This is a genomic window from Myxococcus sp. MxC21-1 (assembly GCF_032612255.1).
GTDB lineage: Bacteria > Myxococcota > Myxococcia > Myxococcales > Myxococcaceae > Myxococcus > Myxococcus virescens.
The window spans coordinates 7,962,808-7,986,793 of sequence record NZ_CP123278.1 but is presented as its reverse complement, the minus strand read 5'-3'; the positions used below and the strand labels follow the sequence as shown (position 1 = coordinate 7,986,793).

Annotated in this window: 15 protein-coding genes and 4 pseudogenes; 10 read left to right on the top strand and 9 right to left on the bottom strand. The window is 71.9% G+C overall.

Features of this window, described 5'->3' with window-relative positions:
* Window positions 1-198 precede the first annotated feature (198 nt).
* From QEG98_RS35605 to QEG98_RS35595, 3 genes are read right to left on the bottom strand one after another with little or no spacing between them, the layout of a single operon-like run.
* A complete protein-coding gene (locus QEG98_RS35605; protein ID WP_316564481.1) occupies window positions 199-483 on the bottom strand; it encodes a hypothetical protein in 285 nt (94 codons plus the stop codon).
* Between the two features lie 48 nt (window positions 484-531).
* Window positions 532-777 (bottom strand): helix-turn-helix domain-containing protein, encoded by a 246-nt coding sequence (locus QEG98_RS35600; protein ID WP_316564480.1) that lies wholly within the window; start codon window positions 775-777, stop codon window positions 532-534.
* Complete coding sequence (locus QEG98_RS35595; RefSeq protein WP_316564479.1) at window positions 777-1,442, bottom strand: hypothetical protein; 666 nt, start codon at window positions 1,440-1,442, stop codon at window positions 777-779. The genes QEG98_RS35600 and QEG98_RS35595 overlap by 1 nt, the downstream gene beginning before the upstream one ends.
* A gap of 209 nt (window positions 1,443-1,651) precedes the next feature.
* On the opposite strand from QEG98_RS35595, the gene QEG98_RS35590 reads away from it, so the two are divergent.
* The 9 genes and pseudogenes from QEG98_RS35590 (at window position 1,652) to QEG98_RS35550 (ending at window position 13,925) form a co-directional block, all read left to right on the top strand.
* Entirely contained in the window at window positions 1,652-2,011 is a 360-nt protein-coding gene (locus tag QEG98_RS35590; protein WP_316564478.1) for a hypothetical protein, read from the top strand.
* Between the two features lie 11 nt (window positions 2,012-2,022).
* Window positions 2,023-2,967 carry a hypothetical protein gene (locus QEG98_RS35585; RefSeq protein ID WP_316564477.1) on the top strand — a complete coding sequence of 315 codons (945 nt, stop codon included), beginning with the start codon at window positions 2,023-2,025 and terminating at the stop codon, window positions 2,965-2,967.
* A 245-nt stretch (window positions 2,968-3,212) separates the two neighbouring features.
* Window positions 3,213-4,211, top strand: a complete 999-nt coding sequence (locus QEG98_RS35580; protein ID WP_174257146.1) for an AAA family ATPase — start codon at window positions 3,213-3,215, stop codon at window positions 4,209-4,211.
* Window positions 4,204-5,955, top strand: coding sequence for a hypothetical protein (locus tag QEG98_RS35575; protein WP_316564476.1), 1,752 nt, complete (start codon window positions 4,204-4,206; stop codon window positions 5,953-5,955). Before QEG98_RS35580 ends, QEG98_RS35575 begins: the two co-directional genes overlap by 8 nt.
* Window positions 5,952-6,938 carry an ABC transporter ATP-binding protein gene (locus QEG98_RS35570; RefSeq protein WP_090488414.1) on the top strand — a complete coding sequence of 329 codons (987 nt, stop codon included), beginning with the start codon at window positions 5,952-5,954 and terminating at the stop codon, window positions 6,936-6,938. Before QEG98_RS35575 ends, QEG98_RS35570 begins: the two co-directional genes overlap by 4 nt.
* A gap of 118 nt (window positions 6,939-7,056) precedes the next feature.
* Window positions 7,057-8,463 carry an ABC transporter permease gene (locus tag QEG98_RS35565; protein ID WP_316564475.1) on the top strand — a complete coding sequence of 469 codons (1,407 nt, stop codon included), beginning with the start codon at window positions 7,057-7,059 and terminating at the stop codon, window positions 8,461-8,463.
* 8 nt (window positions 8,464-8,471) lie between these two features.
* Window positions 8,472-9,316: pseudogene (locus tag QEG98_RS35560) on the top strand (DUF58 domain-containing protein).
* 46 nt (window positions 9,317-9,362) lie between these two features.
* Window positions 9,363-11,144 (top strand): annotated as a pseudogene (locus QEG98_RS35555) (BatA domain-containing protein).
* A 37-nt stretch (window positions 11,145-11,181) separates the two neighbouring features.
* A pseudogene (locus tag QEG98_RS35550) lies at window positions 11,182-13,925 on the top strand (VWA domain-containing protein).
* A 364-nt stretch (window positions 13,926-14,289) separates the two neighbouring features.
* On the opposite strand, the gene trxA reads toward QEG98_RS35550, so the two are convergent.
* Complete coding sequence (gene trxA / locus QEG98_RS35545) at window positions 14,290-14,619, bottom strand: thioredoxin (protein WP_316564474.1); 330 nt, start codon at window positions 14,617-14,619, stop codon at window positions 14,290-14,292.
* A 118-nt stretch (window positions 14,620-14,737) separates the two neighbouring features.
* A pseudogene (locus QEG98_RS35540) lies at window positions 14,738-15,645 on the bottom strand (LysR family transcriptional regulator).
* A gap of 348 nt (window positions 15,646-15,993) precedes the next feature.
* On the opposite strand from QEG98_RS35540, the gene QEG98_RS35535 reads away from it, so the two are divergent.
* The gene (locus QEG98_RS35535; protein WP_316564473.1) at window positions 15,994-17,040 is read left to right on the top strand and encodes a hypothetical protein; all 1,047 of its coding nucleotides are present in this window, start codon (window positions 15,994-15,996) and stop codon (window positions 17,038-17,040) included.
* A 58-nt stretch (window positions 17,041-17,098) separates the two neighbouring features.
* On the opposite strand, the gene QEG98_RS42465 is transcribed toward QEG98_RS35535, so the two are convergent.
* From QEG98_RS42465 to QEG98_RS35525, 4 genes are all read right to left on the bottom strand, one after another.
* Entirely contained in the window at window positions 17,099-19,291 is a 2,193-nt protein-coding gene (locus tag QEG98_RS42465; RefSeq protein WP_410477891.1) for a translocation/assembly module TamB domain-containing protein, read from the bottom strand.
* Window positions 19,266-19,817 carry a hypothetical protein gene (locus QEG98_RS42460; RefSeq protein WP_410477890.1) on the bottom strand — a complete coding sequence of 184 codons (552 nt, stop codon included), beginning with the start codon at window positions 19,815-19,817 and terminating at the stop codon, window positions 19,266-19,268. Before QEG98_RS42460 ends, QEG98_RS42465 begins: the two co-directional genes overlap by 26 nt.
* 1,315 nt (window positions 19,818-21,132) lie before the next feature.
* The gene (locus QEG98_RS42455; RefSeq protein ID WP_410477889.1) at window positions 21,133-21,825 is read right to left on the bottom strand and encodes an AsmA family protein; all 693 of its coding nucleotides are present in this window, start codon (window positions 21,823-21,825) and stop codon (window positions 21,133-21,135) included.
* Entirely contained in the window at window positions 21,822-23,969 is a 2,148-nt protein-coding gene (locus QEG98_RS35525) for a BamA/TamA family outer membrane protein (RefSeq protein WP_316564472.1), read from the bottom strand. The genes QEG98_RS42455 and QEG98_RS35525 overlap by 4 nt, the downstream gene beginning before the upstream one ends.
* Window positions 23,970-23,986: the final 17 nt, after the last annotated feature.

Below are 23,986 nucleotides of genomic sequence, written 5' to 3'. Positions count from 1 at the left end.
GCTGGCGTTCGCTTGAACGAACTGGCTGCGCTCCGAGAGGCGGCGCGCGTCGCGCCGCCCCCGGCCTTGCCGCTACCGCTTGTCGCGCTGGCTGACGGCTTCCACCACCTTGACGATGGGCCACCGCACCTTGTTCCGGGCCGAGACGCCATCCCACTCCGCGGCCTTGTCGGCGGCGGCGAGCACCTCCCGCAGGAGCTAAGGGTCCTTCCTCGCCCTCGCCTTCGTGTCGGTCAGGATGCTGCTGAAGTCGGCATTCCCCAACCGCTCGGTGAGGAGCGACCGGGTCTCCAGCTCGAGCATCTCTTCCGTCGAATAGGGGGCGCACATGCGCCCCAGCAGGCTGACCCTCTGCAGGTAGAGCGCGCCATCGAGGAGCCGGTGGTCCTCTTCCTTCAGGTCCTTGGGGTCGTTCGCGGCGATGAACGCGTCGGTGCTGAGGCTGCCGGGTTGCCCTCCGACTGGAGGGTGATTCGGGCGCACTCGAGCGGCAGCGCGTGCGCGAGCTGCTGCGCCACAGGTGCGCGGTGCTCAGCGGGGCGCGCCGTTGCGTCCCTGCGCCTGGACGCGCGGTCCACGGCGCTGAAGCGATGACGGCGTGGTGCCGAACATCCGCCGGAAGGTGCGCGTCAGGTGCGCCGCATCCGAGAAGCCGGCCGCGTGGGCGGCTTCACTCAAGGTGTGGCCCGCGGCGATGGCGCCCGCGGCCCGCTGGAGCCGGAGCCACAGGAGGTAGGGCCGCAGTGGCACACCGACGGATTCGGTGAACGTGTGCATCAGCCTGCCGGGCGAGAGGCCCGCGACCTGGGCCAGGGCCTCGAGCGAGGTGTCTTCCGGCGCGGCCTCCGCGCGCAGGTGGCGCAGCAGCTTGCGCACGCGCGGGTGGAGGTGACGGGGGCTTCGGGCGTCCCGGAGAGGGTGGCCAGCGTGGACTCCATCCATCCGCCGACCGCCTCGTGTGCCAGTGCTCCCGCAGTGGGCAGCCCGCCGAGGAGGGCATCGCGCTGCGTCGTCTCGAACAGGCGTAGCGGACCGTCGAGCGCGGCCTGGAGTCGCGCGCCGTCGTCGCTCTCGGGTTCGACGAAGAGGATGATGACCTCGCGGTCTCGTGCGTCGAGCGCGTGGAGAATGTCCGGGCCCACGAGCACGCCGGCTGCCTGCTCGGCGGTCTTCATGCCTTGCGCGCGGACGGACAGGGTGCCCTGCCGGCACAGCACCAGGTGCATGGCGTGGTGGGCGTGCTTCGTCGTCGCGTCGCCGGGGCCCCACATCGCCAGCGCGGTGGGCCACACCACCAGGGGCATGTCCGGCCACGGCGCCTGGGGCGCCAGTTCTGGAGGGCGGGCGAGGAGCATCCGGAAGAGGGGTTGTAGCAGCAGTCCGGTGGGCTTGATGGCACTGGGGGACGGTGCGTGGGCCGTCTTTGCCGCGCGGGGCGGCACCTGGGGCAGTCTCGCGTGAAGGCGCGGCCATGGGCACTTCCTCCGCGGAGATGCTGCGTCGGTGTCCGCGAGGCTCGGGCGATCCGTGCCAGGCGGCGGAAAGGGGGCGTCAATGCACGGCGGGATGCGACCGCACACACCCGGACCGCGACGGCTGGGCGTCGCGTTGCTTGTGGGGAGTGGGCCGAGTAGTCGACACTCGCCGCTTCATGGCTGCCAGTGAAGAACGCCGCTTCCAGGCCCTGGTGCTCGCGCCCATCCGGCGTGTGCAGCGGCGCCTCAACGCGGTGGCATGGGCGGAGGCCGGCATCGTTCCGATGTGGGCCACCGCCACGGCCTGCGTGCTGGCCCGGTTCCTCCTGCGCGGCGCCTTCGTGTGGGCCCTGCCACCGCTTCTGGCGCTGGGGCTGGGCGCGTGGTTCTGGCGTGCGCGTTCCCGGCGGGTGTCGTTGGAGCAGGCGGCGGTGCTCGCGGACCGGTCGGCGAACGCGGGCGGGCTGCTCCTCACCCGACTGGAGCGCCCGGTGGGGAGTGGGAGCTGGCCGTCAATCAGTTCGCGGGTGGGGTGAAGCCTCCCGACGTGAAGTGGCGGCGCCCGGCCGCGGCGCTCGCGGGCGCGGTGCTGTTCGCGGCAGCGGGCTTCCTGTTGCCCCTGTCCGCGCCACGAGGCCGCGCCGTGAATGCCGCTGCCGCGGCGAAGGTGGCCGCGGTCCAGGCGCAGGCGGAGGCGCTCGCCAAGGAAGAGGTGCTGGAGGAGGCCGTCGAGGACGAACTGCGGCGCCTGGCCGAGGAAGTCGCCGAGGGTCGCTTCGACGCCGGAGACTGGGAGGCCGCCGACGCGCTGGAGAAGCGGTTGGCCGAGCAGGCCGCGGAGGCCGCCGCGCAATTGGCCCAGGCCGCGGAGGCCGCGCGGGCGTTGGAGGACGCGCTGGGCGCCGCGGGAGGCGCCGAGGCCGCCACGCGTGAGCGCGAGGCCTTGGAGCTGGCGCTGATGGCGCTGGAAGGCGGCAAAGAAGGTGGCTCGTCCGACGACGCGGACGGAACGGGGAGGACGGGGCGCCGCACGAGTCCGAGAACGGCGAAGCGGCACAGGCGGATGCCACGCGCGCGTCCGGGCAAGGAACGCAGGGCGCCGAGGGACAGCAGGGAACGGAAGGCTCGCGGAGTGAGCGCTCCGGTGAGGCGCAGAGCGCTGCCCGCGCGCGGGCCTCCGGTTCACCGGACCAGATTGCAAGCCTGCGCGAGGCGCTGGAGCGCAGGCGTCAGTCGCTGGAGAACCGCTTCGATTCGAACCGCCGCAACGGTTCCAATTCGCAGGCCCGTCGCCAGGGTTCTGGCGGCCAGGGGCGCCAGGGGCAGGGGCAGTCGGGGCGCGGCGGCGAGGGCGAGGGGCAATCCGGCGCGGGCGAGGGGCAATCCAACTCGGGCCAGCAGGGGCATGCGAGCCGGGGCGTGCGGAAGGGCGCGGGGGTGTCACGTGGCGGCGGAAGCCAACCGCTCGTCTTTGGTGACGAGGCGGAGATGAACCCAGAGCGGCTTGCTTTCGAGCCGTTGCCTCCCGGGCAGGGGGGCGACGAGGGCGAGGAACTCTGGGGGCTCCGGGCCGCGGATCCTCGGCGGCGCGCGGGGCCGGCGGGGCCGGGCGGAGCGCAGGGCACCCAGGCGCGGGGGAGGCGACGGCGGGGCCCGGTGCGGCGCCGCTGCTTCCCCGCAACCAGGACATGGTGAGGCGGTACTTTGGTGGCGAGTCGTCTGGAAGGGGGCAATGACGTGGCAGCGGAGCTTCTCAGTCCCGCCGAGGCACAGGGAGCGGCGGAGGTGGCGGCCCGGCTCAAGGACGGGCTGAACACCGTCATGCTGGACCAGGAATCCGTCGTCGAGCAGGTGGTGGTGGCGGTGCTCGCGCGCGGGCACGTCCTGCTGGAGGGCCTGCCTGGCCTGGGCAAGACGGAGCTGTGCAAGGCGCTGGCGCGGCTGCTGTCGCTGCCCTTCCGCCGCATCCAGTTCACTCCCGACCTGCTACCCGGCGACATCACGGGGACCTACGTGCTGGAAGGCGATGGCCGCCGCGACTTCGTCTTTCGCGAGGGCCCGCTCTTCGCCAGCCTGGTGCTGGCGGACGAAATCAACCGCTCCAGCCCGAAGACGCAGTCCGCGCTGCTGGAGGCCATGCAGGAGCGCAGCGTCACCGTGCTGGGGCAGACGCGCCCGTTGCCGGACCCCTTCTTCGTGCTCGCCACGCAGAACCCCATCGAGTTGGAGGGCACCTATCCGTTGCCCGAGGCGCAGCTCGACCGGTTCCTCTTCCGCATCCAGGTGCCCCCCGTGGGCGCCAAGACGCTGCGCGCGCTGCTCACCACGCGCGTGCGTGGCGCGCCGCCGGAGCTGTCGCCGGTGCTGGACGCGGAGGGCCTGGGCCGCCTCTTCGCCGCCGCGGACCGCGTGCACCTGCCGGGCCCCGTGGCGGACTTCATCGGCCGGTTGGTGGAGGCCTCGGACCCACGCCAACCGTCGGCGCCCGACGCCGTGCGCCGCTTCGTCCGTTATGGCGCCAGTCCTCGCGCGGCGCTCGCGCTCGCCGCCGCCGGGCGTGCGCTGGCGTTGCTGCGAGGCAGGCCCAACGTGGGCTTCGATGACGTGGTGGCCGCCGCGCCTTCCGCCCTCAATCACCGGTTGGTGCTCGCCTACGAGGCCTCGCTGGAGAAGGTCAGCGCGGCGGACGTGGTGCGCGCGCTGCTCCAGGCCGTCCCCGAGGTGCCGCGTGCGTAGCGCGGTGCTGACCGCGAGTGTCCTGCTCTGCGCCCTGGGTGGCTCGCGGGCCTTCGCCACATCGCTCGCGGACGAGGCCGCGCCCACGGGCTACGGGTATCGCGATGCTTCTGGAACCATTGATACGCGGAACCACGGCGACCTGCGCGTCTCCATCCGGACCAGCGCGCTGAAGCCGGAGCGCGGCTACACCCCCATCGATGTCGTGCTCCAGAACACGGGGCTCGTGTCCCTCCAGGTCCGTCTGACCTTCCAGGGACATTCGAACTCGGGGACGCGAACCTCCGAGCGCACCGTGGAGGTGCCGCCGCAACGGCGGCTCGTCACCTGGCTGCCGGTGCCAGCGACAGTTCAGGCGGGGAGCATCCTGGTGGAGTCGCCCGGCCTGTCTCCGCTGACGCTCCCCGCCCACACCCCCATCTATGTGGAGCGTTCCACGGGAGGGACGGTGTTGGTGCTGGGGACGCTCAAGGACTTCGACGACACGTCGGGGGTGCCTCGGGTGGAAGCGTCCGGCAGCCCGCTGTTCTCCGTGCGCACCGTTGACCTGCGCGATGCGCCCAGGGAGCTGTCCTCCTACGTGGGTTACTCCGTGGTGATGGTGCCGGGGGACCTGGCTTCCGTGCCCGCGGATGTCTGGGCCGTGCTGGAGTCCTATGTCCTTTCGGGAGGACGGCTCGTCCTGCCGCGGGTGTCGAGCAGCCTGACGGAGCATCTGCCGCTGTTCACCGCGGAAGGCTCCAGGGATGCCGTGCCGTATGGCTTTGGGCGGGTGCGGCTGTGTGGCGCCGCGCTCGAATGCGGACAGGCCTTGAACGCGATGCTGGGGGAGTTCATCCCAGGGCCCGTGAATCCCGCGGGGGCCGCGCCTCGGTGGGAGCGAAGCAACCTGCTCGCCGGGGGCATCACGCCGCTGCTGGACCATGCCAATACGCCCGTGGGGCGGTTCCTGCTGCTCATCTTCGCCTTCGTGCTGGCGGTGGGGCCGGGCGGGCTGATGCTGGCGCGGCGCCGAGGGCCGGTGGCGGTGCTCGTGGCGGTGCCCCTGGTGTCGGTCCTCACCTGTGTGGCGCTCGTGACCTGGTCGGTGCTCGTGGATGGTTTCGCCGTGCACTCCGCGCGCTACAGCCTCACGTGGCTGGACGCGGAGCGTTCGCGCGCGGTGACGCTCGGCGTCTCCGCCTGGTACGCCAACGTGTCTTCGGGGCCGGTGCGCTTCCCGGCGACGAGCGCGCTGCTGGCACCGGACAACGCCGACGAGATGCTGGCGGACCTGGACTGGACGAATGGCCTGACGGTGACGCATGGCTTCTTGCCGCCACGGACCTACCGTGAGTGGGGCGAGGTGGCCGTGCTGCCTTCTCGCGCGCGGCTCGTCGTCCGGCGGGAGGGCGGCACCGTCCGCGTCCAGAACGCGCTGGGGGCACGGCTGGAGCAGGGCTACGTCCGGGTGGGGAGCCAGAGCTACGCGTTGCCCGCGTTGGAGGATGGCGCGGAAGGGACGCTGGGCGAGCCGCTGCCCGAGGGCGCGACGCCGGTGAACCAGTTGGTGTCCAGCGTGGGGGCCGTCGCTCGCCGAGGGGCGTCTGTCAGGGGGCGAGGAGAACTTCCGCGCTCCGCTCCCGGAGGGAGGCTTCATCGCGCGCCTGGGGGCTTGGGGCCGGCGCCCTCGTCCGCCGTTGACGTGGAGCTGGAGGCCGGCATCCACCTGGTGCGAGGCCAGTCGGAAGGGGGGCTGCCATGAGCCTGCTGGAGGTGAAGGGACTGCGGCGCGACTACGGGCCGCTGCGCGCGGTGGATGACGTGTCGTTCTCCCTGGAGGCCGGCAGCATCCTGGGCTTCATCGGGCCCAACGGCGCGGGCAAGAGCACCACGCTGCGCATCCTGGCCACGCTGGATGTGCCCACGTCGGGCGAGGTGCTCCTGGATGGGCACTCGCTGGTGGATGCGCCGGACCGGGCGCGTCCGCTCATCGGCTACATGCCGGACCGGTACGGCACCTATGACGACGTCACCGTCTTCGAGTTCCTGGACTTCTTCGCGCGCGCCTACGGACTGAAGGGCGCGGCGCGCCGGCAGCGGGTGGAGTCGGTGATGGCGTTCACCGGACTCACGCCCCTGGCGGACCGGCTCACCACCGCGTTGTCGAAGGGCATGCGGCAGCGCGTGGCGCTGGGGCGCACGCTGTTGCACGACCCGTCGCTGCTGCTGCTGGACGAGCCCGCGGACGGGTTGGACCCGCGCGCCCGTATCGAGCTGCGCGAGCTGTTGCGCGCCCTGGCGGACCAGGGCAAGGCGGTCATCATCTCCAGCCACATCCTCACGGAGCTGGCGGAGATCTGCGACACCTGCGCCATCATCGAGCAGGGGCGTCTGCTGGCCACCGGGAAGGTGGCGGACCTGCTCCAGCAGCAGGAGGTGGGCGCGGCGGTGACGCCCGAGCTGACGGTGCGGCTGGCCGTGGGCGACGCGGGCAACGCCGTCTGGGAGCGCGCGGAGCGGGTGCTCCTCGAACAGCCGCGTGTGACGCGTGTGGCGCGAGAAGGCGAGGCGCTGCGTGTGCGCCTGGAGCTGGATGCGGGCGCGGGCCCCGCGCAGGTGGACGCGGCGGCGGCGGTGCTGCTGGCGGCGCTGGTGGCCGCGGGGCTTCCCGTGTGCGCCTTCAGCACGCGGGAGCGGAACCTCGAGGATGCCTTCATGACGGTGACGAAGGGGAGGGTGGCGTGAGCGCGCCCGTGGATACGGCGATGAGCCCTCCGGCCCCGGAGCCGATGGCTTCGGGTGGTGGCCGGTCGCGGGCGCGGAGCCCTGGTCGCAGCGGTGGGGGGACCGGCTCAACCCGCTGGTGGTGAAGGAGCTCCGCCAGGGACTGCGCACGCGCGTCTTCTGGGTGTGCTTCGGGTTGATGCTGCTGGCGTGCCTGGCGGTGGCGCTGGTGGCCTACGTGGACACGCGCGAGGGCGCCTACGCGCGGCGCGGCCAGGGTTACTTCTTCTCCTTCTTCGTCTGCCTGGGCGTCGCGCACTTCTTCGTCATCCCGTACAGCGCCTACCGCTCGTTGGCGCGTGAGCGCGAGGACGAGACGTGGGTGTTGCTGGTGCTCACCGGCCTGGGGCCGCGCCGCATCCTCCGGGGCAAGGTGGCGTCGTTCCTCGTGCAGGCGGCCCTGTATGCCTCCGCGGCGGGGCCCTTCCTCCTCTTCAGCTACTTCCTCAATGGCATCACGCTGCCCACGATTCTGGTGGTGCTGGCGCTGGGCGGCGCGTGGCTCGTCTTCCTCACGGTGGCCAGCGTGTGCGCGGCGACGCTGGCCGACGCCCGCATGGGGCGTGCTTTCGTCCACTTCGGCCTGCTGGGCGCACTGGGTCTGGCGCTGGTGCAGGGCCTGGGCGCGGCCTACGCGATATCGGAGATGGGAGACCGGTTCCTGAATGATGTGGAGTTCCTCTATCTGGTGGGCATCGCGCTGATGCTGATGCTCATGGACGGCTGGCTGCTCTTCGAGGCCGCCGCGTCCCGGCTGTCCCTGCCCACGGAGGACTACACGCGGGGGCCGCGTCGCGCGGTGGGGGTGCAGGTGCTGGTGGGCATGCTCGCCGGCTGTGCCATCTGGTGGCTGACGGGGCGTAAGCACAATGTTCCGGAGATGTTCGCGCTCCTGGGCGGCGTCCACCTGCTGGGCGTGGGCATGTTCGTGGTCGCGGACGTGGATGGTCAGGCGCGCCCGCTGCGCGCGACCACCCGGCCCTGGTCCGTGCTGCGGCCCGGCGCGCTGAGGGGCTTCCGCTGGATGGTGTTCCTGCTGGGGGCCTGGAGCGCGCTGTTCTGGGGCTTGCAGGTGGGGTCCTCGGACCTGCCGCTGAAGGGCCTCTCCCTGCGGATGGCCACCCTGGCGTTGCCGGCGTATGGCGTGCTCTTTCTATCGCTGGCGGTGTGGCTGGGTCGGAAGGTGCGCCCGGACCGGCTGGCCACGCCCGTGGCGGTGCGCTTGATGTTCGTGGCTTCCGTGGCGCTGGCCTCGGCGCTGCCTCCGTTGGTGGCGGTGTTGATGGGATTCGATGGGGATGACCCCATCCTCAACCTCTTCAACCCCGTGGTGGGCATCGCGAACTTCGCCACGTACGACTACGGGGCGTCCGGGCCGAAGATGTCCTGGGACTTGCTGGGCGCGGTCGTGGGCCTGGCGCTGGTGGCCGCCTTCGGGACGGACCGGATGCTCATGGCGCGTGAGCAGCGAGCCCACACGTCGTGAGCGAGCGGATGGATGCATCCACCGTCGCGCGGCTGGTTCCGGGGTTGGTCCTGGCGCTGCCCAGGGGCCCCACCGGGGCTCGTGGGGAGGTCCGTGCCACGTCCGCGGGGAGCGCGCTGGAGCTGCATGACTTCCGTGCGTACCAGCCCGGGGATGACCTGCGGCAGGTGGACTGGAACGCGGTGGCGCGCACGGGAGAGCTCGTGCTGCGCATCCGCCAGGACGAGGTGTCTCCGCGCGTGGAGGTGGTGCTGGATGGTTCGCGCTCCATGGCGCTGTCCCCACGCAAGGCCGCGTGCGCGCGGGAGGTGGCGCTGCTGACGGCGGAGGTGGCGGCGCGGCAGGGGTTGTCGCCCACGTTGCTGGTGTCCGGTGCCCGGCCGGAGCGTGCTCAGGGACCGGCGTGCCGGGCGGCCTTGGAAGCGGCGGACTTCGACGCGCGGGACGGGCTGCCGGAGTCGCTGGGGCGCCTGCCGCCGCTGCGGCCGTGTGGGCTGCGCGTGGTGGTGAGTGACTTCCTCTTCGAAGCGGACCTGCCGGCGCTGTGCGCGCGGCTGGCGCGTGGCGCGTCGGGCCTCTTCCTGGCGCAGGTGTTGGACGCCGAGGACCTGGACCCCGCTGGGGGGACGGGGCCCGGCTGGTGGATTCGGAGAGCGGCGCGGCGCTGGAGGAATTGCTGACGGACGAGGTGCTGGCCGCGTACACGCGCCGCTTCGCGGAGCACCAGCGCGGCTTGAGGGGCGCGGCCTTGCGTGCTCGCGGGGCGCTGCTCACCGCTCGGGCTCAGGATGGGCTGGGCGCGTTGGTCGCGGGGCCGTTGCGGCCTCTGTTTCTCGCGGCGGGTGCGTCGTGAGCGGGCGCGGGGTGGCGGGCATGGAGCGCGTCGCGGGAGGTGACGCGTGAGCTTCGGTTTCCCGTGGGGGCTGCTGGCGCTGGGCGCGCTCGTGCCGCTGGTGGCGGCGTATTTCCTGCGGCGCCGGCAGAAGCCGGTGGTGGTGAGCGCGCTCTTCCTGTGGCGCAGGCCCAGTCCCCGCGCCGAGGCGGGACCTCGCTGGGAGCGCTTTACGCGGGAGGCGTCGCTGCTGCTGGAGGTGCTGGCGGTGGTGGCCGCCGCGCTCTTCCTGGCGGACGTGCGGTGGGGAGATTCGGCGCGGGTCCGGCACCTGGTGCTGGTGGTGGATGGGAGCCTGTCCATGTCCGCGCGCGGGTCGGACGGTGTGACGGTGTTGGAGCAGGTGCGGCGCGAGGCGGCGGCGCGCGTGGAGTCGGAGGAGGCGACGCAGGTGACGCTGCTGGCCAGTGGCGGCACGCCGCGCATGCTCGCGGGGCCGGAGGCGGAGCCTTCCCGGGCGTTGGCCGCGCTGGAGTCCTTCCAGGCGCAGGGCGCGGACCATGACCCGATGCCCACGCTCATCTGGGCGCAGGAACTGGCGGGGGCGGGACGGCGCGTGGCCTTCTTCACGGATGTTTCTCCGGTGAACGCGGCCCTGGTGCCCGCATCCGTGCGGTGGACGGCGCTGGGGACCGCGCGAGGCAACGTGGCGCTGGTCTCCGCGCAGCGGCGTGATGAGGGGCCCACTGCCACGGTGACGCTGAGGGTGGCGCGTTTCGGGGAGGCACCGGAGGAGGTGGACGTTCGGGTCCGCGCGTTGCCAGGGGCCGGTGCGAAGGCAGGCACGGAGCGGGTGGAACGCGTGCAGCTTCCAGAGGAGGGAACCGCGACGGTCCGGTTGACGTTCCAGGAAGCGGGCGATGTGGAGGTGTCGCTCCCAGACGACGCGTTGCCCGAGGACGGCGGTGCGGTTGCCGCCCGCGCCCATGCGGCCCATCGCGGTGGCGTTGGCGCAGGGACTGGGCGCTCCCGAGCAGACCGCACTGGAGCGGTTTCTCGCGGTATCGCCGGAGGTGGCGCGCGGCACGGAAGGCTCGGAGACGGACGCGGTGTTGGTGCTGGGCCCGCCGGGGACGGATGCTCGGGTGACGGTGGGGGCGGGCGGCGCGCCGCGCACCTTCGTGGGGCCGTTCTTCTCCGAGAAGGGGCACCCGCTGCTGGATGACGTGCAGCTTTCGGGCGTGCGGTGGACGGCAGGGGACAATCCGCCTGGAAAGCCATTGGTGAGCGCCGGGGACGCGGTGCTGGTGTCCGAGGAGGCGGACGGCCGGGTTCACGTCAACGTGGACCTGTCGCGTTCGAACGTGCAGCGCGTGTCCGCGTGGCCGGTGCTGCTGAGCAATCTGGTGCGAGAGGCCCGCCGCACGCGGGAGGGGTTTCCTCGGCGGCAGTTGATGCTGGGCGAGCCGCTGCCAGTGGTGACGCTCGCGGGTGCGCGTTACACGCTCGTGGGGCCGGGTGGCAGCCGGCCGGTGTTTGGCGCTGGCGAGGTGACGCTGTCTCCCCCACCGGGCCTGGGGCCTATTCGCTGGAGCGTGGCGGCGATGTGGTGGACACGGCGCAGGTGCTGGCGCTGGACGCCCGGGAGTCGGACCTGCGTGAGCGCGGACGCGCGGAGGTGCCGGCACGTGAGGCCGGCGACGACGACGCGGGAGGCAGCGCGCCGGGCCGGGCCCGATGGCCTCTGGTTCTTCTGCTCGCCGCGCTGGTGGCGGACTTCTACCTCACGCGGCGAGAGACGCCGGGCGCTTCAGGTGCGAGTGCGCCAAGTACCGGGGGCGCGTCATGAGCGCGTCCGCCATGGCTTCCCTGCGCTGGAGTCGCGCATGACCTTCTCCCTCCCGCAGGCGTGGGTGCTGCTGCTGCCGCTGGGCCTCTTCCTTTGGAAGTACGGCCGCCGGCCGGGCCGCCCATGTGGCTGCGCGCCGCGCTGCTGGTGCTTGTCGTCGGCGCGCTCTCGGGCCCCGAGCTGCGATGGGCCGATGCCGGCAGTGACGTCGTCGTGGTGGTGGACCGCTCCGCGTCCATGCCTCGCGACGTGGACCGCACGGCCCAGGAACTCATCACCCTCCTGGAGTCGCAGCGCCGTCCCGGGGACCGCGTGGGGGTCATCACCTTCGGCCGGGAAGCGCGCGTCGAGCAGCCCCTTTCCACCCTCGGAGGCTTTGGCGGTTTCACGCGCCCCGTGGACGCGGAGGCTTCCGACCTGTCCGCCGCGTTGGATGCCGCGAGCGCCCTCATCCCCGACGAGCGCACCGGCCGCGTGCTGGTGCTGTCCGATGGCCGCGCTACGGGCGTGGATGCGCGCGGCGCCGCGCGGCGACTGGCGGCCCGGGGCCTCGCCGTGGACTGGCGCCACATCGCTCGCCCCGAACCGCCGCTCGATGTGGCCGTCGTCTCCGTGGACGTCCCCGCCGCCGTCTCCGAGCGCGAGCCCTTCCAGTTCTCCGCCGTGGTGCATGCCTCCGCCGCCGTCACCGGCACCGTCCGCCTGGAGCGCAATGGCCGCGTGCTCCTCCAGGGGCCCTTCGACTTCCAGCCGGGCCCCAACGTGCTGCCGCTGCGCGACCTGGTCGAGGAGCCCGGCCTGGTCCGGTACCGGCTCTCCGTGGCCGCTCCCGGCGACGGCGTCGTGGAGAATGACCAGGGCGTCGCCGTGCTGCGCGTGGAGGGTCCGCCCCGCGTGTTGCTGCTCACGAACCAGTCCCGGGGCACGCTCGCGCAGTCGCTCGCCGCTTCGGGGTTGCAACTCGACGTGCGCACGCCGTTCCGCCTCACGTTGGATGACCTGGATGGCGTGGGCACCGTGGTGTTGGAGAACGTGGACGCCAATGCGCTCGGCGAGCCGGGGCTCAACGCGCTGGCGGCCTACGTCGAGCAGGCCGGAGGCGGGCTGGTGATGACCGGCGGACGCAACAGCTTCGGCGAGGGCGGCTTCCGTCGCTCGCCCGTGGAGCCGCTGCTCCCGGTGTCCCTGGAGATGCGCGAGGAGCAGCGCCGCGCGTCCCTGGCGCTGAGCGTGTTGATGGATGCCTCCTGCTCCATGGGGATGACCGTCCCGGATGGGCGGACGAAGATGGAGCTGGCCGCCGAGGGCGTCGTGGCCGCACTGACACTGCTCAACCCCAAGGACGAGGTCTCCGTGCACATGGTGGACACGGCGGCCCATGAAATCTTCCCGCTCAGCCCGGTGGAGGCGGGGTTGCCCCTGGATGCCGTCGCGCGCGGATTCAGCGGTGGGGGTGGCATCTACGTGGGCGAGGCGCTCCGCGCCGGCCGCACGGAAATCCTCCGCAGCGAGAAGCCCACGCGCCACGTCCTCCTGTTCTCCGACGCAGCGGACTCCGAGGAGCCCGATGACTACCAGCGCACGCTGGCCCACTTGCGCGAGCAGGAGGTGACGGTGTCCGTCATCGGGCTGGGCGTGCCCTCGGACCCGGACGCGGACCTGCTCCGGGAAGTGGCCCACCGGGGCGGTGGGCGCGTCTACTTCGCCGAGGACGCGATGAGCCTGCCGCGCATCTTCAGCCAGGAGACGCTCACGGTGGCGCGCGCCACCTTCGTGGATGAGCCCGCGTCGCTGGAAGGCGCGCCGGACCTGCCGCTGCTCGGCCGGCTGTCCGCGGAGGGGCTGCCCCAGGTGGGCGGCTACAACCTCACCTACCTCAAGCCCCGCGCCAACGTGGCGCTGCGCACCCTGGACACGAATGGCGCGCCCATCCTGGCGATGTGGCCGCGAGGCGCGGGACGCACGGTGGCCTTCACCGCGGAGGTGGACGGGCCGTACACCGGCGAGCTGCGAACGTGGTTCTCCCTTCGCGCGGCACTGGAGGGGATGGTGCGCTGGACGCTGGCGGGCGCGGCGCCCGTCGGGGACGCGGTGGTGCGGACCGAGCGGAGGGGGCACCTGCTGCGCGTGACGCTGGACCTGCCTCCCGGCGAGGCGCTGCCCGGCGCGGCACCGACGATGGTGCTCTTGCCCGGCGACGGACGCGCCGCGCCGGTGGAGCGTCCGATGCGGTGGGAGGATGAAGACCGGCTCGTCGCCGAGTACCCGCTGGAGGGCAGTGGAACGTGGCACCCGGTGGTACGGCTGGGAGCGAAGGTGCTCCGCGCGCCGCCCGTCACGCTGCCCTACGCGCCGGAGTTCGAGCCCGGCTCAACGAAGGCGGGACTGGAGCTGCTGCGCGCCATCGCGGCGGTAGGAGGCGGCGTGGAGCGCTTGTCCATGACGGGCCTCTTCATGGAGGCCCCGGAGTCGCTGGGCCGCGTGGCCCTGGCGCCGTGGCTGGTGGCCCTGGTGCTGGCCCTGCTGCTGGCGGAGGTGGCCGTGCGCCGCTTCCTCTCCGCGCCGCGGCTGCGTGCGCCGCGGACCCGCGAGCGCTCCGTGTCCATCCCCGCGACACCCACGGCGCCGTCGTCCACTCCGGCAACACGGACAACCCCGACGTCAGCTCCGCAGGCCCGCGAGGGCGACGCGGCGCCGGTGCCAGCGAAGCCGGCCGAGGGCAGCGTGGACTCCGCGCTGGATGCCGCGCGAGCCCGGGCCCGCCGACGGCTGGACCGTTGAGACGAAGGCGTTGGTGGAGGTGCGGGCCGCCCCGGACAGGAAGGGGCTGGCACGGAGGAGGGCGACTGTCCGCGGTGGGTACGAGTCGCCCCGAACGAGATGGGGGGATCGGAGATGTGGGGCGACCCGCGCCCTGCGAGACTCACAGGGCGAATGAGTGGATACACGAACAGTGTACACTTTGCAACACGGGCCTAAAATTATCCGTGAGCGGAATGTGGTGCGGTAGCGCACGTCCTGGTCGGCCCGGGGTGTTGGGCACCCGACAGGGCAGAAGGTGCTCGACCTGTCCACTGGCGGCTACGAGAACCACTGGACGCGCAACCTGCTGGCCAATACGGCCTGAAGGAAGAGGGGCGCCGCGTCACCCGAGGTGGGTGCGCAGCTCCTGCTCCAGCTTGGCGCGAGGCTGGGCGCCCAGCAGTTGCCGCACCACCTTGCCCTCCTTGAAGAGCAGCAGCGCCGGGACGGAGCGGACGCCATAGCGCATGGCGGACTCCGGATGGTCGTCCACGTCCAGGCGGGTCACCTTCAGCCGGCCCCGGAAATCGGCGGCAATCGCGTCGAGCACGGGGGCGAGCGCACGGCACGGCGGGCACCAGGCAGCGGTGAAGTCCACCAGCACGGGCTCGGATGACTCCAGCACCTCCCGTTGAAAGTGCGCGTCGTCCAGCGAGATGACGTTCGTCGTCATGGCGTGTCCTCCTCGTTCGGCCGGGCGCGTGGCCCTGCCTGGGTGTGGACACAGGTGTAGTGGCCTCAACGGGAATGGACGAGCGCCCGCGAGGGAACGCTGTGTTGCGCGAGGTCCCTTATCGGCTCCGGGAGGATGTGGGCTCGGTGGCGTCGTCCCAGGGGAGCGAGGCGCCGCGTTCACTCAACAGCGCCAGGAAGGCGCGCACCTTGGGCGGGAGCTGTCGCCTGCTGGGATAGACGGCGAAGACAGGGATGCCCGGCGGCGTCTCGGCTTCCAGCACCGGAACGAGGAGCCCGCCGCGCACGTCCTCGGCGACGAGCGAGGCGGGAAGCCGCACCACGCCCAGGCCCGCGCGCGCGGCTGCTTGTCCCGCGCGCACGCTCGGAACGCGCAGCCGTCCCGTCACCGGCAGGCTCTTCGCGCCGCGGCCCTCGCCGAAGAACCAGACCTCGTCGGTGCCGGCGTGGCGAGCACGACGCAGGCATGACCTTGCAGCTCCGCCGAGGTCCGGGGTGCCCCTTGCCTCGCGAGATAGGCGGGGCTGGCGTAGTAGCCGGTGCGAAGGCGCCCGAGCCTTCGGGCCACCATGGCGGAGTCCGCGAGCGGGCCGGTCCGCAGCGCCACGTCGTACTCCTCGGAGATGAGGTCCACGTGCGCTTCGGCGAGTGAGACTTCCACGCGGAGCAGGGGATTGCGCAACAGCAGCTCGGCGATGAGCGGTGTCAGCAGCTCGCCCAGCAGTGAGAGCGTGGCGATGCGCAAGGTGCCCTGCGGCGTGACGCGCGACTCGCCGAGCGCGCGATTCACCTCGCGAGCCTCCGCCACCAGCCGCGCGCAGTGGGCGTGGTAGTCGCGGCCCACCTCCGTGAGCCGGAGCCCGCGCGTATTGCGCTCGATGAGCCGGACGCCGAACCGCTCTTCCAACGCCGCGAGGCGGCGGCTCACCGTGGATTTGCGCAGCCCCAGCCGCTCCGCCGCGGCGGTGATGCCACCGGTCGCCACCACCTCGGTGAACAGGAGCATGTCATCCAGGAGGGGCGGGCTTGCGGGCACGCGGTCAGCCTACGGACGGGCAGGGCGCTCAGGGCGCCAGGGTGGAGATGCACGGGGCCTGTCCGTCTCCGGCGTCGTCTGCCGCCCTTCGCCAGCGAGGAAGTGCCTCATGGCGGGTACGCTACTCCCGGCGCCCACGCTCTGTCTGTGTAGCCCGGGTGACGGATTCAGCAGGGCACTAATAATCCGTTAGGCATTAAAGATAAGAAATTCTTGAATAATGTTTCACGCGGCTGGAGCCTCGGACTCCCCCAGGCCGTGTCCGGTGGACGGTGAGCACCGCTCTCCGGGTTCGCGGCCCATCCCCCCGAGGACGCGATGAAGACGCGATTGTGGTTGCTCCTGGTGCCCGCGTTGGTGGCGGCCGGCTGTGGTCCCATCGACGAGGCAGATGAGCCCGTCATCGATGAGCTGACCGGCCAGGTGCTGCTGGAGGCCACCACGAAGTACGACATGCACCGGCTGCTGGAGGACACCGACATCACCGGTGGCCAGTGGATTACCACCGCGCAGGTGCAGGCCTTCCTCCAGCAGAACAACTCGTTCCTGGCGAACTACCGGGACCCGGCCTTCAGCAACAAGACGGCCGCCGCGCTCATCGTCGAGCGCTCCAAGGCCTTTGGCATCAGCCCGCTGTACATGCTGGCCCGCATCCAGGTGGAGTCCAGCCTCATCCAGAGCGGCAACTCCAACAACCTGGCCAAGGCCACTGGCTGTGGCTGTCCGGACACCAGCGGCTGTGACGCGCAATACGTGGGCTTCGGTAAGCAGATTGACTGCTCCGCCAAGAAGCTGCGCGGCTACCTGACGGACCTGGACGCGGGCCGTGCCACCATCTCCGGCTGGCGCGTGGGTGTGACGAAGTCCACGTCGGACCCGTGCTCGGTGCGTCCCGCCAACAAGGCGACGGCGGCGCTCTACACGTACACGCCCTGGGTGGGCGCGTACGCCCTCCAGTGCGGCCGCACCACCGTGGGCGGCTCGTCGCTGGTGTCCGTCGTCTACCACCGCTACGAGTCGGCGTATGCGTGGGGCTCCGCCTCCGGCTGCTACTCCGAGACGGCCGACACCACCGTGCCGGAGCTCGGCTGCGTGCAGAGCTCGTCGGATGCCATGTGGCGGCAGTGCCAGTCGGGCGCCTTCACCGCGGGCAGCACCACCAAGCCCACGAACTGCACCGCGTCCTACGGCTGGTGCTCCTCCGCCACGCTGGGCCGCTCCGTGCCGCCGCGCACCTGCGTGCAGTCCACGGGCGACCAGCAGTGGCACCAGTGCGGCGCCAACAGCACGTGGCTGAGCGCGCCGAGCGCGCCCATTTCCGGTGCGGGCCCCGCGGGCTCGTGCTTCGCGATGTACGGCCTCTAGTCGTCGAAGCGGCGGCTCCCGCCCGGAAGGACGGGAGCCCGCCGTGCCCCAGCGAGCCTCAGTACTGGTTGGTCCAGATGAGGTCCAACCCGCCCGAGCGCGCGTCGCCGTACTGGCCTTCCAGGCTCCAGCGCGTGCCCAGCTGGTACTCGAAGCGCACCGCGTTGGCGTTCTCTCCCTGCTGGAGGTTGGCGCCCACGCGGCCGGTGTAGCCGACGTAGATTTTGTCCGTCACGTAGGTGCCGACTTCCAGCTTGGTGCCCGCGATGCCGGAGTCCCCCGCCTCGATGGAGACCACGTCCAGGGGCAGCTTCGCGGCCAGGGCCTTGCGGGCCTCGTTGGCCACCAGCGAGCCCACCACGGACGCGGCCTGCGCGCTGGCGTTCATGGAGGCACCGGAGCTGCGCTCCAGCGTGCGCCGGCCCGTCGCCAGCAGCGTGTAGATTTCCGACTCCGGCAGCGGCGGGTCACTGGTGGGCTTGAGCGTGATTTCCCGCCCCTGGCCCCGGATGGTGACGAACACGGTGACCTTGGCGCTGTCGTTGCGGTGCTCGGCGGTGACGTTGATGTACGGCGCCATGGCCGGGCCGGTGAAGCGCACCTGGCTGTCGCGCTGGATGTCGAAGCGGCGGCCGAGCACGTCCACGCGTCCGCGCAGCACGCGCACTTCACCGAACAGGCGCGCCACGTCCGTGTATTCGACGCGGAAGTCATCCGACAGTCCCAGCTCCGCGTTGATGTCGGAGCCCTTCACCCAGAGGTTGCGGGGCGCATTCACATTCACCCAGAACACAATGGGGGGCGTGGCCGCTTCCTCGTCTTCCACCGCCACGCCCTCCGCCGGGGCCGTGCCTTCCACGGGGGGCTCGTCGGGATTCGGCGGGGGCTGCGCCTGGGCCGCTTCCTTGCGCTTCTTGCGGCCCAGCGGCTCTCCGTTGCGTACCAGCACCACGTCACCGGGCCGCTCCAGCGCCTGCAGGTCCTTGCGCTTGGCTTCCGGCAGCTCGATGGTGGCCTCGGGGATGGTGACGTTGCGCAGGTTGACCAGTCGCTGGGACAGCGTGCCCTCCACCTTCGCGCGCAGGCTCACCAGCGCCATGAGCTGGTCGTCGACGATGATGGGGAAGTTGCGCATCACCAGCGGCGGGTCGGACGTCCCGGGGCTGGACAGCTCGTACTCATTCCGGGCGTTGAGCACCGCGGTCAGCGGCGAGTTGAGGTGCAAGGAGCCGTTGCCGGCCTTCGCCGACAGCGTCGTGACGGCGATGGATTCGCGGCTGGCCTTCAGGGCGAGCTGGATGTCGCGGTACTCGCCCAGGCCCATCAGCCCCAGCTTGCCGTCCTTCCACTCCACGCTGCCGTTGATGCGGGGCGCGCCCAACGTGCCGGCGACGCTGGCGTCCGCCTGGAGCACGCCGCCGATGCTGCGCAGCATCTCCACCGTACCGGACAGGAAGGCCGGGTTGAAGTTGCGCGCCTTGAGCGCGACCTCCACCGGCGCGTTGTCTGTCTGGAGGCCCCGGTTGAGCGCGGGCAGTGACACGTCCAGGCCCAGACCTCCGTTCACCAGCATGGTGCCGCCGCCCGGCTCGGTGAGCAGCAGGTCGAAGCGGGAGCGGGTGTCCCGGTACGTGTAGTTCAGGCGCACCTGGCCCAGCCCCGTGTTGCCCACGCCCAGGTCCTGCACGCCGGCGGTGAGCTCCATCTGCGGCGTGTCGAGCGTGCCCCGCGCGCCCAGCTCCATGGCGAGCACGCCCTGGATGCCCTGGGGCCGGCCGCCCTGCGGTGGCGGCGCGCCCTCCGCCACGGGCGACGCCGGGGTGGCCAGGCCGGGAAGCTCCTGGAGCGGCACCGGGCCCACGCGGCCGGTGATGTCGAAGGGGATGTAGCCGTAGACCTCGCGGTCCTGGAGCGCGCCCAGCGGGGCCGCCAGCGTGGCCGTCAGCTGCGCCAGCGGTCCGTCCTGGCGCTGCGCGTTCAGCGTGAGCTTCACGTCTTTGTCGCCGCCCACGACGCTGAGCTGCCCGTTCATGGGTGGCAGCCCGTTCATCGTCACCGCGTTGGCCTGCACGCGCAGCGTCGCGTGGGGCACCAGGACCGAGCCCTCGAAGTCCAGGTGCGCCGTCACCGTGCCGCCCGGCCGCTGCACACCGCTCATGCCCTCGAGCAGCGTGAGGGGCAGCTGCGTCACGCGGGCCTCCACGCCCAGCGTCGTCGCCAGGAGCTCATCGGGCGTGGGCGGCTTCGCCATCAGCCCGCCCACCGTGAAGGGCGTCCGCAGGGCGGTACATCTGCGAGCCCACACCCTCCACGTCCAGGCGCGCATCCAGCGTCTGGTCCTCGCGGTCGGACGCGGCGCGCAGCTGGAAGGCCAACGGCACGGGCAGCGAGAAGCCCGGCGGCGGCGTCTGGTAGCGCACGTCCTGCCCGCGCAGGGTGAAGTCCAGCAGGGGCTCACGCGCGGGGCCTTCCACGGTCAGCGTGCCGGCCAGCCGGCCGCTGGCGCTCTCGGGCTGGCCCGCGAGCTTCATGGCGCCGGCGATGTCCAGGTCCTCCAGATTCAGGCGCACGGACATCGCATCGCGCCGGCGCTTGAGCACGCCCTGCACCGGCACGTCGAACTCGGCGGCGAGCCGCGCCACGGGCAGGCTGGCCGCCAGCGTCCCGGTGGCGCGGTCCTTCACGTAGCGCGCCTTCAGCTTCGCCTGGAGCCCCTCGTAGCCGCGCGCGCTGCCGTCTTCCAGCCGCAGGTCGGTCTCCGCGTCGGGGCGCGCCATCGTCCCGCTGACGGCGGCGTGGCCTGTCAGCCTGCCCCCAGGCCCAGCGACTCCGGGACGAAGGCGCTGGGCAGTCGCGACAAATCGAACGCGCCCAATTCCACGCGCGCGTTGACGCGCTGGCCGCGCATCGCGCCCTGCAGCGACAGCGTCTGCCCCTCCGACGCGAGCCGCAGCGGGGGCGCCACCTCGACGTTGCCTCCGCCGAAGCCCAGGTGCGTGGGCGCCTGGAGCGTCCAGGTGGCCTCCGGCCAGAACAGCGCCAGCTGCCGGATGGCCAGCCCCTGGCGATTGCCGTCCACCGGCCACTGAGCGTGAGCCCCAGCTCCGCGTCTCCCGCCACGCGCACGCTGGCCTCCAGCGCACGCTCTTGCGTGGCCAGCGTGACGGCGACGTCGCGCAAGTCCCGTCCGCCCGCCTTCAGCCGGGACACCACCAGCGTGGCGTTGGACGTGAGGGTGGCTGACGTCCGGCATCTCCAGCTTCAGGGACACCTCCTGCGCCGCCACGTCGCCGTACCGCAGCGTCGCGAAGCCACCGTCGACCTTCACGGCGGGCGTGCGCAGCGGGCCCTTCACGGAGAAGTCCAACGTGCCGTTGCCCGCCATGGGGGCCACCACGCCCGGCATCAGCTTGGTCAGCATCTGCGAGAGCAGGGCGAGGTTGCCGGCGGTGAGGCCGCCTTGCAGGTTCACCGACTCCGCGGTGCCGTCTCCCTTGGCCTGCAGGGCCACGCCCGGCGCGAGCATCCGCAGCCGCATCAGCGAATACCGGCCCTCCTTCGCGCTGGCCTCCAGCTCCACCGGACCCAGCGGCTGGCCCAGGTATTGAGAGGGGGACACGGTGAGCTTCACCTCGCCTTCCATCGACTCCAGGCTCGTGCCTCCGCCCTTCGCGTCCAGGTCCGCGGCGATGCGCGTCTTGGGGCCCTGCGCCATCAGCTCCGACAGGTCCACGTCGCGCGCCTTCACGGACAGGCCGTCGGTGCGCATCCGCTCCAAATCCATGCCGCCCTTCACGGACACGGAGGCGCTGGCGGCCTTCGCGGTGACGTCCACCCGCGCCGCGTCGCCGTCCAGTCCGGTGGAGCCCTCCGCGGACACCGGCACCCGCAAAGGCCAGTTGGGCACGAAGGCCCGCAGCAGGTCGGGCGGCGCGGACAGGCGCCGCAGCTCCAGTCCTGCTTGGAGCCGGCCCTCCGGCGCGCCCGGCGGCGTCTCTGGCGGGAGCTTCGCGCGGCCGCTGGCGTCCAACACCAGCCCCGCGGCCTCCAGGTCGACATCGCCTTCGAAGGCGCCCTCTTCGCCGCGGGCCTTCAGCGCCAGCCGCACGGGCCCAGGCACGGGACGGGCGAGGTTCGCGGTGGCGTCCAGGTTCGCGGCCACGCCCTGCGTCGCAGCGGCGTAGCGGGCCGAGCCCCGGGCATCCAGGTCCTCCAGCCGCACCTGCCGCTCACCGCCTTCGGGCAGCGCCGGCGGAAGTCGACATAGCCGTCCTCGAGCACGAGCTCGTGCAAGTCGAGCGTCAGCGAGCCGCGGCCCTTGGAGGGCTCCTCGGGGCTGGGCGTGCGGGGCTCCAGCGCGCGCGTCAGGTTCAGCCCGCGCTCGTCCTGGGCCAGATACAGGCGCGGACGCTCGAGGCGCGCGGAGGGGAGGTTCACGTGCTGGCGTACCAGCCCCGCCAGCCGCGCGCGCACGTCCACCCGGGCGATTTCCGCCACCAGCTCGCCTTCGGGGTCATACAGCTTCACGTCCTCGAGGATGACGCCGCTCAGGGACAGGTCCAGGCGCCCCAGCTCCAGCCGGCCGGAGAGCTGCTCATGGGCCAGCGCGAGTCCCTTCTGGACGAGCCAGGCCTCTCCGCGCGACGTCGTGACGAAGACGAGCACGCCCGCGACGACGAGCACGATGAGGCCCACGAGGCCCAGCAGGCCCCACAGCACGCGGCGGCCCCAGCGCGCGGGCCGGCGGGGTGGGGGAGGCGCGGCGCTCGGGGCGGATTCCGTCAAAACGCCTCTCCAATCGACAGGTGCAGCGCGCACAGCCCGTCCGGAGCGCCCGCGAACGCGCCGCTGGGCGTCGTCGGGCCCGTGGGCCTCCACCGGCTTCCGATGCCGAAGCAGCCTCCGGCTTCGGGATAGATGTATCCCGGGGTGGAAACGGGCAATCCCCCGCCAATGTTCAACCGCCGGGCGATGTCCAGCCGGACGGGCCCGACGACCGTCAGATACCGCAGGCCCATGCCCACGGCGTGGTAGTGCTGGGGGCCGAAGAGCTTGGGCCGGTTCGCGTGGGAGAAGTCCTCGATGCCCACCAGGCCCGTGTCATAGAAGGCCGCCACCATCAGGCTCTCCGTGAACTGGTAGCGCATCTCCACCGAGGTTTCGAAGAGGCTGTTGCCTCCCACGGGCACGGTGTCCCATTCCGCGTCCTGGACGACATCCGGGTTGCCGTCGCCGTCCACGTCCGCCGTGCGTTGCAGGGCGGCCAGGGGGGACAGGCGCTGGCCGTTGAAGCCGCGCATGAACGTGCCACCGCCCGAGAAGAAGCGGGTGACGATGGAGCTCTGGCTGCCGCCCGCGGGGTTCAGCGTGCCCGCGCGCACCTTCGCCGCCAGGATGAACCGCTTGTCCTCGCCGAACGAACGGTAGACGCGCAGGTCGGGCAGCAGGCGGACGTAGTTGAAGTCTCCCATGAGGGGCGTGCCTCCGCCCTTCTGGACGGAGAGGGAGATGTAGTAGCCGTCGCGCGGCTCGATGACGTCATCGCGCCGGTCCCAGGTGAAGGCCAGCTCCAGGAAGCTGAGCGCCACATTGCACTGCGCCTGGCCCTCGCCGCAGCCCAGGACGATGGGCGGCACGCGGGAGTCGGCGCTGACGCGGCCGCTGAGCCGGTACACCTGGAGGTTGTACGACGGGAAGATGGAGAAGTCGGGGTGCGGCTGCCAGATGACACCCGTCTGGAGCCTGCCGCCCCAGAAGTCATAGGCCTGCTCCAGGCCCTTCTCCACGCTGAGCGAGTTCTGCGCCCGCAAGTCCCTGAAGAGGAAGCGGGGCTGCTCGTACTCGGCGGTGACGTCGAAGACGGGACCGTCCTTGTTGAAGTTGAGGACGTTGGGGATGAAGGCGTAGCCCAGCCGGCCGCGGACGGTGAAGCGGCGCAGGCCGCCGCCGAAGTTGCGGTGGGTCCACTCGCCCACCGCGCGGACCTCCTGCCGGGCCGCGTCCACGCCCAGGCCGCCGCCCAGCCGCACGGAGCGGAAGGGCGCCTCGCGCACGTCCACCACCACCGGCACCGTGCCGGATTCGCGGTCCGGCGCGCCGCGGTTCACCTTCACCGCGCCGAACACGCCCATGCGGAACACGCGCGCCTGCGCGTTGGCCAGCGCCGTCTCGCTGTACCAGTCCCCCTTCTTCAGCGCGCCCGTCACCTGCTCGATGATGCGGCGCGGAGGCACCTGGGGATTGGCGTCCGTGGCGACGAAGGTGTTGCCGAAGCGGTAGCGAATGCCGGGCCGGGTGCGCAATTCCACCACCGCCTGCCTCGTGTCCACGTCCACCCGGACCTCGCCGTCGACTTCGGCCTCGGCGTAGGCCAGCTCGCGCAGCCGCTCCTGGACGCGGACCTTCGCTTCCTCCCAGGACTCTTCCTTGAAGATGTCGCCTTCGCGCAGGGGCAGTCCGTCCAGGACGTACTTGCGGTGCTCCTCGCGCACGTCCTCCGGCAGGGTGTCCAGGCCCGTCACCTGGATTTCGCTGATGCGGGTGGGGTCGCCCTCCTGCACGCTGATGTCGATGGCGACCTTGTCGTCACCGGCCGGCTTCACCTCGGCGTGGGTGACCTTCGCCTGGTAGAAGCCCTGGGCCTGGTAGTACCGCTCGATGCGGCGCAGGTCCGCCTGCCAGGCGTTGGCGTCGAAGTAGCTGGGGCCGCCAAAGGGCCAGAAGCCCCAGAAGGGCGTGGCGGTGGTGAGGATGCGGTCCTTGATGGCGCCCTCGCTCACCTGGTCCGTGCCCCGGATTTCCAGGTCGGTGACCTTGGGCCCCGAGGGGGGCGGCGCATTCGTGGTGGCGCAGGCCGCGGTGAGCAGCAGCGCGAGCGGAGTGGCAAGGCGGAGGTATCTGAGCAGGTCGGCGGCCACGGGGTGTTTCATAGCTGGAAGGCTCGCGG